Below are 14559 nucleotides of genomic sequence, written 5' to 3'. Positions count from 1 at the left end.
ACTACAACAAAGAGTGCAACGATGAAAACAAATAATACAACACTGACGTCGTTACTTGGAGCAGGCTTTTTGCTGGCAGGGCAACTTGCGATGGCTGAAGATGGCGAGCCTGTAAAGCTGGGGTTAATGTTGCCCTATACGGGTACCTACACGGCACTGGGCGAGGCTATTACCAATGGTTTGAAACTCGCTATTGAGCAGAATAGTGGACAGCTTGGAGGGCGTGAAGTCGAGTATGTCCAGCTTGACTCCGAGGCCAATCCCTCCAAGGCCCCCCAGAATATGAGCCGATTAGTTAACAGTGACGAGGTCGACTTTGTTATTGGCCCTGTCCACTCAGGTGTGGCTATGGGGATGCTTCGCGTTGCCAAGCAAACCGGCGCTATTACCATTATTCCCAATGCTGGTTTGGGGGCGGCAACGAACGAACTTTGCATGCCCAATGTCTTTCGTACTTCGCATAACATGTGGCAGGACAGTTATCCCATGGGGAAAGTAGCCTATGATCGCGGTCACCGTGAGATGGTAACGATTACCTGGGATTATGCCGGTGGTAAAGAGGATATTGCTGCTTTTGAGGAAGCATTTACTGAAGCCGGTGGTGAGATTGTTGAGCAAATTCTGGTTCCTTTTCCCAGCACTGAGTTTCAAAGTTATTTGACGCAAATTGCCAGCCTCAACCCCGACGCGGTTTATACGTTCTTCGCGGGTGGAGGGGGTGTCAGCTTTGTGCGTGACTACTCTGCAGCCGGACTTAAGGATAATATTCCCCTGTTGGGCTCTGGCTTTATGACCGAAGGTAATTTGGCAGCATTGGGGGGCGCGGGCGAGGGAGTGTTGACGACGCTACACTACGCGGAAACGCTGGAGAGTGAAGACAATCAGAGCTTCGTAGCTGCTTATCAAGAGGCTTACGGCGAGATGCCTGATGCCTATGCCGTGCATGGGTATGACACGGGTGCCATGCTCATACAAGCGCTTGATGCAGTAGAAGGTGCTACCACTGACCGCGATGCACTCATTGACGCACTCGCTGCCGTTGAGCTGCAGAGCCCACGTGGGCCATTGAGCTTCTCCAAGTCCCACCACCCGATACAAAATATCTACCTGCGTGAGATCCGCGATGGTCGGCACCAGGTATTATCGGTAGCGCATGAGCTACTCGAGTCACCAGATGCTGATTGCCAGATGTAAGTGAGTTTTAAGAGAATTAGCGCCTCTTATTGTTGGCAGTATGACTAAATCGTGTGACTAGCGTCGTGCTGCCTTTCCTTTCCTTTACGCCTCATGCCTCAATGATGTGTTTTATTCTTTTGTCGTAAAAGAGATAGTCACCCAGCTGGCTGTGGCGTGGGGGCAAGTATGCCGCCACCTTAATAGTTAGTCGCAGATATTATGTACTCACCGTGTTGCTATGCCTTACCTATCATTACACCGCTCATTTATGGGTAAACCGCCGTTAAAACGCCACCGTATTTAACAATCTATTGATTAATATAGAAAATTACAGAATGTGAGTAGAGCTGGAGAAGCTGAACAGAGGGCGAGGTGGTTAAATCAAGGTAGTTACCCGCTAAAAAACAAGCAGTCATCTCCCTGTGTTGATACCTCCTCGGTATGGCTAAGCACCTAAACAATATTGGTTCCCTCTTCCTCGCGCAATCAAACTGACATCAAGTCAACGATTGCCAGACGCTGGAGCCTGCATGTCAACCGTCATTCAACATATTGAGACACTACTGGTCGATTTACCGACCATTCGTCCTCACAAACTTTCCATGACCACCATGGCCTGCCAAACCATGGTCATTGTACGCATGCGCCACTCTGATGGTATCGAAGGGCTCGGCGAAGGCACCACGATTGGTGGCCTCGCTTATGGCCCGGAAAGCCCGGAGAGCATTAAGCGCAATATTGATACCTACCTAGCACCGTTACTGATTGGTCAGCCCTCTCATAATGCCCATCAGCTGCGCGCCCGGCTCAATCGACACGCCCGCGGCAATATGATCGCCAAGTCAGCGCTAGAAACCGCGTTATTAGACGCCCAGGGCAAGCGTTTGGGCTTGAGTATCGCTGACCTTCTTGGTGGCGCTCATCAACAGCACTTACCCGTGCTTTGGACGTTGGCCAGCGGCGATACCGCCAAAGATATCGATGAGGCGCTGCTGCGTTTAGAGCAGCGTCGCCATTGCGACTTCAAACTTAAAATTGGCGCTAATCCGCTTGATCAGGACGTGCGTCATGTGGCGGCGATTAAAGAGGCGCTGGGTGACCGTGCCAGTGTGCGCGTTGATGTTAATCAGGCCTGGGATGAGTCGACTGCGGTGCGGGGTATTCAGGCGCTGCAGGATGCCGGTATTGAGTTAATCGAGCAGCCCATTGCTGCCCGTGAACACGCCGGTCTAGTTCGTTTGGCTAACCGCTTCAATGTGCCAATGCTGGCTGACGAGGCCGTGCAGGATGCCCGCGACGGGCTTGATCTCGTGTGCGGTGGCTTCAGTGGTGCCTTTGCGCTGAAGATTGCCAAATCCGGCGGTATTCACGGCGTGCTGGAACTGGCTCATGTGGCGCAAGCGGCCGGAGTTGGCCTCTATGGCGGCACACTGCTAGAGGGCACCATTGGCACCGCTGCCTCTTTACACACCTGGGCGACGCTGCCCGAGATGGCCTGGGGCACGGAAATGTTCGGCCCGCTGCTGCTGAAAGACGACATCGTCGCTGAACCCCTCAACTACACCGAGTTTGGGGTGGAAGTACCTCAAGGGGTGGGACTGGGGGTCACCTTAGATGAAGATAAATTGAATCACTACTCGCGTAAATAAACGCCACGGTAAATAGAGCCATCGTTTGCGTTCGCCCGCGATCCAATAGGAGAGACGTATGCTGTTTCAAGTAGAGATGACCGTTAAGTTGCCGACCGATATGCCAGCCGAGCAAGCGGCGAAGATTAAGGCGACTGAAAAAGCGTATTCCCAAGACCTGCAGCGTCAGGGTAAATGGCGTCACTTGTGGCGGGTAGCGGGCAGCTACTCGAATGTCAGTATTTTTGATGTGGAAGACAACGCTGAGCTGCAGGAAGTCGTCAGTAACCTGCCGCTATTCCCCTATATGGAGATCAGCGTCAAACCGCTGTGTCGTCACCCCTCTTCGGTGCGCGACGACGACAGCTAATTATCTACGTATCACGCCAGATTATATTACTAAAACAACACCCTATAACAAACAGAGGGTTTCACCATGACCGTAAAGATATTCGATACTCCCGAAGTCCAAGACTTTGTCAAAACCGTGGCCGGCTTTGATCAGTCAGGCGGCAATGACCGCGCCAAGCAGATCGTTCATCGCCTGGTGGGCGACCTGTTCAAGCTGATCGATGATTTCGATGTCACCGAGGAAGAGTATTGGGCGGGCGTTAACCTGCTTAATGCCCTGGGTAGCCAGACCCAGTTCGGGTTGCTCTCGCCCGGTCTCGGCTTTGACCACTTCCTCGATATGCGCCAGGACGCCATCGATGCCGAAGCCAAGCGCACCGGCGGCACCCCGCGTACCATTGAAGGCCCGCTCTACGTGGCCGGTGCCCCGGAAGCGGAAGGCTTCGCCCGCATGGACGACGGCAGTGACCCCGATGCCGAGGTGATGTGGCTGACCGGTCAGGTGCGCGATGTCGACGGTACCCCGATCCCTGGCGCCAAAGTTGAAATCTGGCACTGCAACTCCAAGGGCGGCTACTCGTTCTTTGATCCCTCCCAGGACGAGTACAACATGCGCCGCACGATCTACGCAGACAGCGACGGCCGCTACACCGCGCGCAGCATTATTCCCTCCGGCTACGGCGTACCCGAAGGCGCCCCCACCGATGTGGTGCTCAAGTCACTGGGCCGTCACGGCGAACGCCCGGCGCATATTCACTACTTCGTCTCCGCTCCCGGCCATCAGCACCTGACCACCCAGATCAACCTGGCGGGCGACCCCTACACCTTTGATGACTTTGCCTTTGCCACCCGCGAAGAGCTGGTCGTCCCCGCCGAGCGGATCGAAGACCCGGCCGAGATCGCCAAGCGTGACCTGGAGGGCCCGTTCTCCCACGTCGTGTTCGATGTGGCGCTGGCCCCCGTCGAGGCGCCCGAACTACAGGTGCGTCACGCCCGCCCGCGGGCCAAAGAGAACGAACAGGACCTGGCCAGCCAGCTTGCCGGTACCGCCAAGGTTTAAAAGCCCCATGACCTCGCGCTGACGATTGCCTGTCGACCACCGTCTGGCGCGTCAGCGCCTACTACCCCAGGTTATGCCTAAGTATTGAGGAGAGAGATCATGACCACCCAGCTTGATCAGCTCGAAGCCCGCGTGCGCGGCGCCGTCCAAGACGACCCCGACAATGGCATCTTCCGCTGCCACCGCAGCATGTTCACCGACCCCGCCTTCTTTGAACTTGAGCTCAAGCACATCTTCGAAGGCAACTGGCTGTTCCTGGCCCACGAGAGCCAGGTCGCTGAACCAGGTGACTACATGACCGTCACCATGGGACGCCAGCCGGTGATTATCACCCGCGATAAGCAAGGCGAGCTGCATGGCCTGATTAACGCCTGCGCCCACCGCGGCGCCACGCTGTGCCGCCGCAAGCGCGGCAACAAAGGCACCTTCACCTGCCCGTTCCACGGCTGGACGTTCAAAAACGACGGTCAACTGCTCAAAGCCAAAAACGAGAAGAACGGCGCCTACCCTGACCAGTTCAAACAGGATGGCTCCCACAATCTCAAGCGTCTACCGCGCTTTGAAAACTACAAAGGCTTCCTGTTCGGCAGCTTGAGCGACGACGTACAACCGCTCGAACAACACCTGGGCGAAACCACCAAGGTCATCGACAACATCGTCGACCAAGCCCCCGAAGGCCTGGAAATCCTGCGCGGTACCTCGTCCTACACCTACACCGGTAACTGGAAGCTACAGGCCGAAAACGGCGCCGACGGCTACCACGTCAGCTCCGTGCACTGGAACTACGCCTCCACCATGGAACGCCGCAATTACGACACCGGTGGCACCAAAGCGGTGGACGCCGACGGTTGGTCGAAAAGCAAAGGCGGCTTCTACTCCTATGAAAACGGCCACATGATGCTGTGGACCCGACTGCTCAACCCGGAAGTGCGCCCGGTCTATCAGCACAAAGAGTGGATCCAGGAGCAGTTAGGCGAGGCCCGTGCCGACTCCATCGTCAACCAAACGCGCAACCTCTGCCTCTACCCCAACGTCTACCTGATGGATCAGTTCTCCACGCAAATCCGCGTGATTCGACCGATCGCCGTGGACAAAACCGAAGTCACCATCTACTGCTTCGCCCCCAAAGGTGAAGCCGCCGAGGATCGGCGTGTGCGCATCCGTCAATACGAAGACTTCTTCAACGTCTCCGGCATGGGCACCCCCGACGACCTCGAAGAGTTCCGCGCCTGCCAAGAGGGCTACAACGGCGCCCTGGCCGAATGGAACGACCTCTCCCGCGGGGCCAAACAGTGGGTGGAAGGCGCCGATGAAACGGCTCAAGCGATCGACATGAAGCCCCTGCTCAGTGGCGCCTCCCCGGAAGACGAAGGGCTCTACGTGCTGCACCACAAGCACTGGGTCGACGAAATGCTGCGCGCCATCGACAAAGAGCGCAGCCAGTTTATCGCCACCGCGTCCGCCTAAGCGACAGAAGAGAGGAGATAAGTGCCATGAGCATTAGCTATCACGATATCCAAGCCTTCCTGTACCGCGAAGCGCGGCTGCTGGACGACCGGGAGTGGGACGAGTGGCTCACGCTGTACCGTAAAGATGCCGAGTTCTGGATGCCCGCCTGGGACGACGACGACCAGTTGACCCGTGATCCGCACAGCGAAATCTCGCTGATCTACTACCCCAACCGTGAAGGGTTAGAGGATCGCGTTTACCGGATCAAGACCGAGCGCAGCGGGGCGAGCACGCCGGAACCGCGCACCACCCACCAGGTGAACAACCTGGAGATCCTGTCGCAAGAGGGCGACACGGTAACCCTGCGGTTCAACTGGCATACGCTCAACCACCGCTACAAGAAGACCGACAGCTTCTTTGGCACGTGCTTCTACACCCTGGATGTGTCGGGGGAGAGCCCGCTGATCACAAGAAAAGTCGTGCAGTTGAATAACGACTATATCCATCAGGTCATCGACGTGTATCACGTGTGACCTGAGGAGAGAGGAGAGTTAACCATGAGTTATACCATTGCCCTCAACTTTGAGGACGGCGTGACCCGGTTCATTGGCTGTAAAGAGGGAGAAACCGTTCTCGACGCCGCTTACCGGCAAAAAGTTAACCTGCCTATGGACTGCTCTGATGGCGTGTGTGGTACCTGCAAAGGACACTGCGAACAGGGTGAGTTCGACATGGGTGATGAGTACTTGGAGGATGCGCTTTCCGATGAGGAAGCAGCTGAAGGCCAGGTACTCACGTGCCAGATGGTGCCTTCTTCGGATTGCGTTATTCAAGTGCCAGTGGCATCCACGCTGTGTAAAACACAGGTGGGCAAGGTTGAGAGCACGGTAGCAGCAGTTGAGCAACTTTCCGAAGATAGTATTGAGCTAGTCGTTGATTTGGATGATGCCGAGGGCCTCGCCTTTTTGCCGGGGCAGTACATTCATATTGATGTGCCCGGTACTGAGGTGCACCGCTCCTACTCTTTCAGCTCCTTGCCGGGGGATAAGCGCGCCACCTTCTTAATTCGCAACATCCCCAATGGGGTAATGAGCGGCTATTTAACCGAGCGCGCGGCGGTGGGCGAAAAGCTTACGCTGACCGGCCCGCTGGGCAGCTTCTACCTGCGAGAAGTGAAGCGCCCGGTGCTTATGCTTGCTGGCGGCACGGGTCTGGCTCCGTTCCTCTCAATGTTAGCGCAACTGGTCGAAAAGGGCTGTGATGCACCGATTCATATGATTTACGGCGTCAATAAAGATGACCACCTAGTCAAAACGGATGCGTTAGATGCCTTCGTAGAAAAAATTCCTAGCTTCACCTACGCCACCGTGGTGGTCGACGAGGCTAGCGAGCATTCGCGTAAAGGTTACGTGACGCACCACATGGACGCCGTGGTAATGCATGACGGCGATGTGGACGTTTACCTATGTGGCCCACCCCCGATGGTAGATGCTGTGCTGAAGTACTTCGACGCTGAAGGAATCGAGCCCCAGAGCTTCCACTATGAGAAGTTCACACCTAATCAAGTGGGAGAGAGTGCATGAGCTATCAACGTTTTGACGGCCCACGTTTTCAAGATCGAGTAATGGTGGTCACGGGTGCTGCTCAAGGAATTGGGCAGCGGGTTGCTGAGCGCGCCGCCGTTGAAGGTGCGCGCTTGGTTTTGGTAGATCGCGCTGATGATATCCACGAGATCGTTGCTGGGCTAAGCAAGCAGGGCTGCGAAGTGATTGCGGTACAAGCCGACCTAGAAAAATGGGAAGGCGCCGAGCAAGTCATGCAGGCGACGCTCTCTCACTTTGGTCGTATCGATATTCTGGTTAATAACGTTGGCGGGGCGATTAACTTCAAGCCTTTTACCGAGTTTAGCGAGGCGCAAATCGCCGCTGAGATCAACCGTTCTTTAATGCCTACACTTTGGTGCTGTCGTGCGGCGCTGCCAACAATGGTTGAGCAGGGCAGCGGTGTCATCGTCAATGTCTCTTCAGCGGCAACGCGGGGTATTCACCGTATCCCGTACTCGGCAGCAAAGGGCGGTATCAATGCGATGACTGCGTCGCTGGCGTTTGAGTATGCAGAGCACGGTATCCGTGTCGTCGCCACGGCGCCAGGGGGGACCGAAGCGCCGCCGCGGCGAATTTCGCGTGGAACGCCAACGCCCAGTAACGAGACGGAGAAGGCGTGGTTTCAGGCGCATATCGATCAGACCAAGCAGAGCTGTTTAATGAGCCGCTATGGCACCCTGGATGAAATGGTCGCGCCTATTCTATTCCTTGCCTCCGATGAGGCGAGTTATATCACCGGTAGTGTTCTGCCTGTGGCAGGCGGTGACCTTGGCTAGCAGCTGGTCGTTCCTGTTTTAGCTGAATACTGATAATTAAAATTAAAACATTAAGTTACAACTCTAAGCACAATAATACCCCCTGGAGAAAACCGTGAAACATATTGAGAAAGGCGTCAGTCTAAGGCACGCGCCCCGCGATTTTATGCGCGACCTCAATGTCGACAACGCCAGTACTGGGCTAGTGGCGGGAATTTTAGGGCTCAGTGTTGGGGTCGTTCACATTAGCGCCGGCACCTCTGCCGGCCTGGACTCCTCCTTCATCATGATTTGGGTGATCAGCTACTTGATGATCAACGGCCTATTTGGACTCTTCATGCCGGCCTATTACCGCTTGCCGTTGCCAATGGCTAACTCCATCCCCGGTGCATTGATGTTTGCAGCGGTCATCCCTGTAATCGGCTTAGAAGCTGCATTAGGCGCTAGCTTGATTGCGGGGGTTATTACGCTAGTCGCTGGTGTGACCGGGGTGATGGGTATCGTTATGCGTTTGATACCGATGCCAATAGTGATGGGCATGGTGGGCGGTATGCTACTTAGCTTTGGCCTCAACATGGTTAAGCCGTTGGAGAGCGCTATCGTGCCAGCCTCTATCATGATCCTGGCTTTTTTCCTCTCTGCTCGCCTCTTACGTAAGGTTCCGCCTCTGGTTGTGGCGATGCTGGCGGGCATTGTGTACTTGATGGCAACCGGCGTTGACCTGTCTGGTATCGAGGCGACGATCCGTTTTCCCGAGTTCATCGTTCCCGAGTTCACGTTGGGTGCCTTCCTAACCTACGGTTTACCACTTGCGATCATTTTGGTGGGTATGGAAACGCCAGCGGGCGTCGGCCTAGTGAAGGGAATGGGCTACAAAGAAGTGCCCGCTAATGCGATCACTGCGGTGGGCGGTTTAGGCACCATGGTGTCGGCTTTTTTCAATCTGCACAGTACCTGTATTGCCGCCCCCATGACCGGTGTCTGCGCCTCACCGGAAGCAGGGGCTCATGACAAACGTTGGGTAGCGGCGGTGATTGCCGGAGCTATCTTTGTGGTCGCCGCGCCTTTCTACGGCTATGTGGTCAGTCTACTGGAGGCTACGCCGCGCTACTTTATCGCCATTATCGCCGGTCTGGCACTCATGCGAGTAATTACCTCTTCAATGGCTATCGCCTTTTCAGGCAAAAAGCATGAAATAGGTGCACTGTTTGCCTTTCTAATTGCCGCGTCGGGAATTCAGATTCTCGGTATTGGCGCCACGTTCTGGGCGTTAGTTCTGGGTGTTGTTGTCTCGGCAATCTTTGAAACTAAGGACTTCGAATTTATCTTTAATCGCGAGATGGTCAGTAAAAGTGGCTGAAGCTCTTTTCTATCTATAGCACGTTAACCGTTATCCTCCTTGGCTCGTATCTGTCTACTCAGTGCGGGTCTTTTTTACTGATTGCATAAGTCTAAAAAATAAGGAATAGGTTTGTAAGGCTAGAGAGTTGACCAATAAATTAAAAATATTCAGTGTGTCTAAAAGAGTTGATGTTAATTTACATTGGCTTGCTCTATATTGAAAAGTATTATATATTTGTAAGTTCTTGATGAATAGTTTGGGTGAGCCATTGTTGGGCTACGGTATCTTCAAGTTGGTTTGCCCAATAAACGCCAACTTCAAACTTTGGAAGATCTAAGGGGATTTCCATAACCTTAGTGTTTCCATTTTTGGCGAACATTCCAGCGACCCTGCTAGGTAGGCAAGCAATTACTTCACTGTCGGGTATAATGCTAGGTAAGACTGAAAAGTGTGGAATCGTAAGGGATACATGGCGAGAAATTTCCAATTTCTTTAGTATATCTTCAACAAGTGAATGTCCTGTTGTTCGTGATACACTTACATGGTGTTCGTTAAGAAACTGATCCAGCGTAAGTTGCTTGCCGATCCGTGGGTGTTGTGCGCAGACAAGACATGTGTAGAATTCTTCAAAAATAGATAAATAATCCACTTTGCCTTTAAGAAAAGTTAGGTTTCCAACGGCTGCATCAATACGACCTTTAAATAGCCAATCCTCAACTTGGTTTACTTCCATAGAGACCACTTCAATGGAAATATTAGGTGCTAATGCACGAAATTTTTTCATTAATATAGGTAGTAGGAAGACTTCGCCTAAGTCTGATAGCGCAATTCTAAATGTTCGTCGAGACAATAATGGATTGAATTCACTCGTCGATGCAATTGCGAGTTCAATATTCATTAAAGAAGTGCGAAATGTTTCGTAAAGTTTATCTGCTGAAAAGGTGGGCTGCATTCCATCGCGTGTCCGATGAAACAAGGGATCATTTAATAGAGAACGAAGTCGGGATAGCGAATAGCTAACTGATGGTTGTGTTAGATGAATCCTTTGGGCGGCTCCACTTACACTTCCAGTTTCATATATTGCCAAAAAAATCTTAATAAGATTTAAGTCTACTTTGGGGCTCATCATGCCTTCCTGCTATATAGATGGTATCTATATAAAGTAGCAAAAAGTATTTATTTGTTCAAATTTATAGTCGGTGATATGTTGAAATTAAATAAAATAAATGAGATTAAATCTAGTGGAAAAAAATTCATATAAAACCGTAAAAGATTCTGTATATCAGATACTTAGAGAGCATGGAGTTAGCAAGATATTTGGTAATCCTGGGTCCAATGAGCTCAATTTTCTTAAGGACTTTCCAGAAAACTTTGATTACATACTTTGTCTGCATGAAGGCGTCGCAATAGGTATGGCTGAAGGGTACGCTCAGGCTACCGGGCTGCCAGGTTTCGTTAACCTGCATGCCGCGGCAGGTACTGGAAATGCTATGGGTGCTTTAAGCAACTCAGTGAATTCACATGCCCCGCTAGTGGTGACCGCCGGTCAGCAGGCGCGGACGATGGTGTATTCTGACCCATTGCTAAAAAATTCAAGTGCCGTCATGTTACCAATGCCATTGGTGAAGGATAGTTACGAACCGCTTAGTGCCCAAGAGGTGCCCCATGCCATCAGCCGTGCGCTTCACCTAGCTATGTCCCCTGCAAAGGGACCTGTCTATGTTTCTATTCCCTATGATGACTGGGATCAGCCGATTGCTCATGATGCGTTACACTTAGCAACGCGAAAAGTTGTCCATTTTGGTGCGCCCTCTCTGGATGAACTCCGGCCATTACTAGCGGCACTTGCAAAAGCTTCAAATCCAGTGCTGGTGCTGGGACCCGAAGTCGATGCGTTGCGATGTAACCGCAAAGCGGCACTACTCGCCGATAAATTGCATGCCCCTGTTTGGATAGCGCCGTCGGCCCCCCGATGCCCGTTCCCGACTAATCATCACTGCTTCGCAGGTATACTTCCTGCCGGTGAGGCAAGCCTTGCAGAAAAACTGCATGGGCATGACCTGATTTTAGTGCTTGGCGGGCCGGTCTTTCGTTATCACCAGAATGATCCGGGTACCCTTTTGCCGGAAAATTCGCAATTGTTCTTAGTGACTGGGGATGCCCAAGAGGCTGCTAGGGCTCCCGTCGGTGATGCCATGGTCGCTAATGTGGATGCCGTTCTAACTTGTCTGACAGAGCGTATAACGGATCGTGCAGGCGATTGCCCTAATTTTCGCAAGCCTATCCAGCGTGCTGAGGTTGATCACAGCCAACTTGAGTCCAGCGCTATATTCGACATTGTTGATGCAATCGCACCGCGCAATACAGTCTATTTAAATGAAGCTACCTCCACGATCGCCACGTTATGGGAAAGAGTAGGCATGGAGGAGCCAGGTAGCTACTACTTCGCCGCTGCCGGCGGGCTTGGATTTGCTATGCCAGCCGCACTAGGTGTAAAGCTGGCTGATCCGACGCGCCCCGTCGTTGCTTTTATAGGTGATGGTTCTGCTCACTACAGCATATCGTCATTATGGACAGCGGCACGTTATCAGATTCCTGTCATTTTCATCATTATTAATAACGGCGGCTACGGTGCTTTAAAGTGGTTTAGCCAACAATTCAAGATTCAAAATGTACCGGGTATCGAAATAGACGGGGTTGATTTTATGCAGCTATCTGAAGGTTACGGTATTGCAGCGCATAGGGTTTCTACTCGCGCAGAATTTTCCCAAGCTTTCGATAACGCTATCGTTAGTAATGTGCCTGTACTCATCGAAGCTACGATTGAGAGAGTGTAAGGATGTCGCGCTTAAACAAAATTTATAACATAAAAGGCATGCGCAGGGCGGCTCGGGCACGACTTCCTAAGATCGTCTTTGATTATCTTGAGGGTGGGGCAGAAGATGAGCGCGATTTAACTGAAAATAATATCAGCTATGATCGGTGGAAATTCAGGCCACGCCGCTTAGTCGACCTTACAGCGGTTGATCCAACAACGGAAATTCTCGGTAGTCCGGCGTCGTTTCCAGGTGTAGTCGCCCCTACAGGCCTGAATTCACTATTTTGGCCAAACGGTGATATAGCGTTGGCTCGTGCTGCCGCTCGTGCGGGTGTTCCCTTTGTGCTGTCAACTGCCTCAAATGACTCGCTTGAAGCTGTCGCCGCGCAAGCCGAAGGAGAGCGCTGGTTCCAGCTCTATGTAATCGAGAAGACGCTAGCAACCAGTTTGGTTAAACGTGCAAAAAGCTTGGATTACAGCAAGCTAATTATTACGACAGACGTCGTATTTAACGGTAAGCGCGAAAGGGACTTAAAGAATGGTTTTGGTTTACCCATGCGCTACAACCTAAAAACGATTTTCGATGGTCTCACCCATCCAGCTTGGACGATGGATTACTTAAAGCATGGTACTCCTAAACTTGGCAACTTAGCCAATGAGGAACTTTCTCCCGAGGCACGGGCTGCTTTACTTCGTCGATCTATGGATGCTGGCTTTACCTGGGATGATTTAGCGATGCTCCGTGATTTATGGCCCGGCCAAATTATTTTAAAGGGCATATTGCACCAGGAAGATGTTGATAAATGTCAACAATATGGCATTGATGGTGTCGTTCTTTCAAATCATGGTGGACGGCAGCTAGATACAACGATGAGCCCTGTAGATGCACTTGCAAAAATAAGCTCGCAAACCCTAGAAGGACGTATTTTAGTGGATGGAGGGATTCGCCGTGGGCGAGATATTGCCAAAGCTAAAGCGTTGGGGGCGTCCTCAGTATTAATTGGCCGTGCTGTTCTTTACGGGCTCGCTACGGCAGGCGAGGAGGGAGCTTTTAAAGCGCTGACTATCCTCAAGGAAGAGTTTGAAGGATGCATGAAGCAACTGGGTTGCTCCACAGTGAATCAGCTAACCAAAGGTTTAGTTGAACACGCCTCTCAACAATAAAACAGTAGGAGTATTTAGTTAATGAAAATTGTAGATGTCAAAGCAACAGCCGTTAATGTACCGGCAGAGTTTTCCTCCTGTGGAAAAACTAAAAAAGCCACACTCGGTATTTGCGTGGTGGAGGTAACCACGGATGATGGTCTGGTTGGCGTGGGTATGACGGCTATTACGGAAGAAGAAGTCATCGCGTTTACCATCAACAATATTATTGCACCCGCAATAAACGGTGACGATCCCCTTTGTACAGATAGAGTCTGGAATAAATTATATTGGTTGCTGACGCCACGCGGCCAATCAGGTTATGCCTGCCACGCGATAGCAGCTGTGGACATTGCGCTATGGGATATCAAGGGTCAGGCGCTACGCCAACCAATCTGGAAGCTATTAGGAGGCGCCCGCGACAAAGTCATCACCTACGCGACCATCGGTTTCGACTTCTTTGACAACGATCAGTTGGCGGAGGTCGCACAAACTTGGCAGGCAGAAGGGTTTAACAAGTTTAAAATGGTTGTGGGTCACAATGCACTTAAACGCCGCGACGAGCCAAGACCGGTATTAGAAGCTGTTCGTAACGATATCGGCCGAGTCCAAACCCTCAGGGAGGCAATAGGCGATGAGGCTGAAATTTTCCTTGATGCCAACTGTAACCTTGATCCTTACCATGCCGCTTGGCTGGCTGAACGGGTTGAAGAATACAATATCTCTTTCTTTGAAGAGCCTTTAATAGGTAATGATCCTCAGCAGCTAAACCAGTTGCGCTCTCGGACTCGCATTCCATTAGCAGGCGGTCAGAATGAAGGACAGTCATCAAAATTCAAGCAACTGCTGCTCAACGACTCCCTGGATATTCTGCAGCCCAATGTAGCCATTAGTGGGGGCTATACACAGTGCGCTAAAATTGCGGGTATGGCAGAAGCGTTTAACATCGGCATAGACAATGGGGGTGCGTGGCCCTTCCATAATCTCCATCTACATGCAGGTGTAAGAAACGGTGGCATGGTTGAGTACCACATCTTCGCCGTCAAATGCCTGGAGCAAATTTTCAATGGTTTACCAAAACCGGAGAGCGGCTTCCTGCACGCCCCCCATGATCCAGGTCTAGGTTTTACATTAAACCAAGATGCATTAAAAGAACTTGCCAAGATGCCAACTTCTCGAGGAATGGGTAAGTAACAACTAAGCGCTAGCTCAATGCTGAATGAATATTTAATA

At 52.0% G+C, this 14559-nt stretch carries 13 protein-coding genes; 12 read left to right on the top strand and 1 reads right to left on the bottom strand.

Annotated features, from left to right (window positions below; translation table 11 throughout):
- The first annotated feature begins 21 nt into the window (after nt 1-21).
- The 9 genes from RO22_RS01105 (at nt 22) to RO22_RS01065 (ending at nt 9383) form a co-directional block, all read left to right on the top strand.
- Nucleotides 22-1194 carry an ABC transporter substrate-binding protein gene (locus RO22_RS01105; RefSeq protein ID WP_041157344.1) on the top strand — a complete coding sequence of 391 codons (1173 nt, stop codon included), beginning with the start codon at nt 22-24 and terminating at the stop codon, nt 1192-1194.
- A gap of 512 nt (nt 1195-1706) precedes the next feature.
- Nucleotides 1707-2825: a muconate/chloromuconate family cycloisomerase gene (locus RO22_RS01100; RefSeq protein WP_041157343.1), complete on the top strand. Its 1119-nt coding sequence runs from the start codon at nt 1707-1709 to the stop codon at nt 2823-2825.
- A 58-nt stretch (nt 2826-2883) separates the two neighbouring features.
- Nucleotides 2884-3174, top strand: coding sequence for a muconolactone Delta-isomerase (gene catC / locus RO22_RS01095; RefSeq protein ID WP_041157342.1), 291 nt, complete (start codon nt 2884-2886; stop codon nt 3172-3174).
- Between the two features lie 66 nt (nt 3175-3240).
- Nucleotides 3241-4215: a catechol 1,2-dioxygenase gene (gene catA / locus RO22_RS01090; RefSeq protein ID WP_041157341.1), complete on the top strand. Its 975-nt coding sequence runs from the start codon at nt 3241-3243 to the stop codon at nt 4213-4215.
- A gap of 84 nt (nt 4216-4299) precedes the next feature.
- On the top strand, nt 4300-5682 hold the full coding sequence (locus RO22_RS01085) for a Rieske 2Fe-2S domain-containing protein (RefSeq protein ID WP_318025881.1): 1383 nt from the start codon (nt 4300-4302) through the stop codon (nt 5680-5682).
- A gap of 26 nt (nt 5683-5708) precedes the next feature.
- Nucleotides 5709-6197, top strand: coding sequence for a benzoate 1,2-dioxygenase small subunit (benB, locus tag RO22_RS01080; RefSeq protein WP_041157339.1), 489 nt, complete (start codon nt 5709-5711; stop codon nt 6195-6197).
- A gap of 24 nt (nt 6198-6221) precedes the next feature.
- Nucleotides 6222-7247 carry a benzoate 1,2-dioxygenase electron transfer component BenC gene (gene benC, locus RO22_RS01075; protein WP_041157338.1) on the top strand — a complete coding sequence of 342 codons (1026 nt, stop codon included), beginning with the start codon at nt 6222-6224 and terminating at the stop codon, nt 7245-7247.
- Nucleotides 7244-8044 carry a benzoate diol dehydrogenase BenD gene (gene benD, locus RO22_RS01070; protein ID WP_041157337.1) on the top strand — a complete coding sequence of 267 codons (801 nt, stop codon included), beginning with the start codon at nt 7244-7246 and terminating at the stop codon, nt 8042-8044. The genes benC and benD overlap by 4 nt, the downstream gene beginning before the upstream one ends.
- A gap of 94 nt (nt 8045-8138) precedes the next feature.
- Nucleotides 8139-9383 carry a benzoate/H(+) symporter BenE family transporter gene (locus RO22_RS01065; RefSeq protein ID WP_041157336.1) on the top strand — a complete coding sequence of 415 codons (1245 nt, stop codon included), beginning with the start codon at nt 8139-8141 and terminating at the stop codon, nt 9381-9383.
- A gap of 208 nt (nt 9384-9591) precedes the next feature.
- On the opposite strand, the gene RO22_RS01060 is transcribed toward RO22_RS01065, so the two are convergent.
- Nucleotides 9592-10491, bottom strand: coding sequence for a LysR family transcriptional regulator (locus RO22_RS01060; RefSeq protein WP_041157335.1), 900 nt, complete (start codon nt 10489-10491; stop codon nt 9592-9594).
- Between the two features lie 100 nt (nt 10492-10591).
- Between RO22_RS01060 and mdlC the strand changes: the two genes are divergently transcribed.
- Genes mdlC through RO22_RS01045 form a run of 3 tightly spaced genes read left to right on the top strand, consistent with a single transcriptional unit; the run spans nt 10592 to nt 14520 of the window.
- Complete coding sequence (gene mdlC / locus RO22_RS01055; protein ID WP_041157334.1) at nt 10592-12202, top strand: benzoylformate decarboxylase; 1611 nt, start codon at nt 10592-10594, stop codon at nt 12200-12202.
- Between the two features lie 2 nt (nt 12203-12204).
- A complete protein-coding gene (locus tag RO22_RS01050) occupies nt 12205-13347 on the top strand; it encodes an alpha-hydroxy-acid oxidizing protein (protein WP_041157333.1) in 1143 nt (380 codons plus the stop codon).
- A 21-nt stretch (nt 13348-13368) separates the two neighbouring features.
- The gene (locus tag RO22_RS01045; RefSeq protein WP_041157332.1) at nt 13369-14520 is read left to right on the top strand and encodes a mandelate racemase/muconate lactonizing enzyme family protein; all 1152 of its coding nucleotides are present in this window, start codon (nt 13369-13371) and stop codon (nt 14518-14520) included.
- The last annotated feature ends 39 nt before the right edge of the window (nt 14521-14559 follow it).

The organism is Halomonas sp. KHS3, assembly GCF_000830495.1.
GTDB classification, from domain to species: domain Bacteria; phylum Pseudomonadota; class Gammaproteobacteria; order Pseudomonadales; family Halomonadaceae; genus Vreelandella; species Vreelandella titanicae.
The sequence above is the reverse complement of the archived record's forward strand: the minus strand, read 5'-3'. Positions and strand labels throughout refer to the sequence as shown.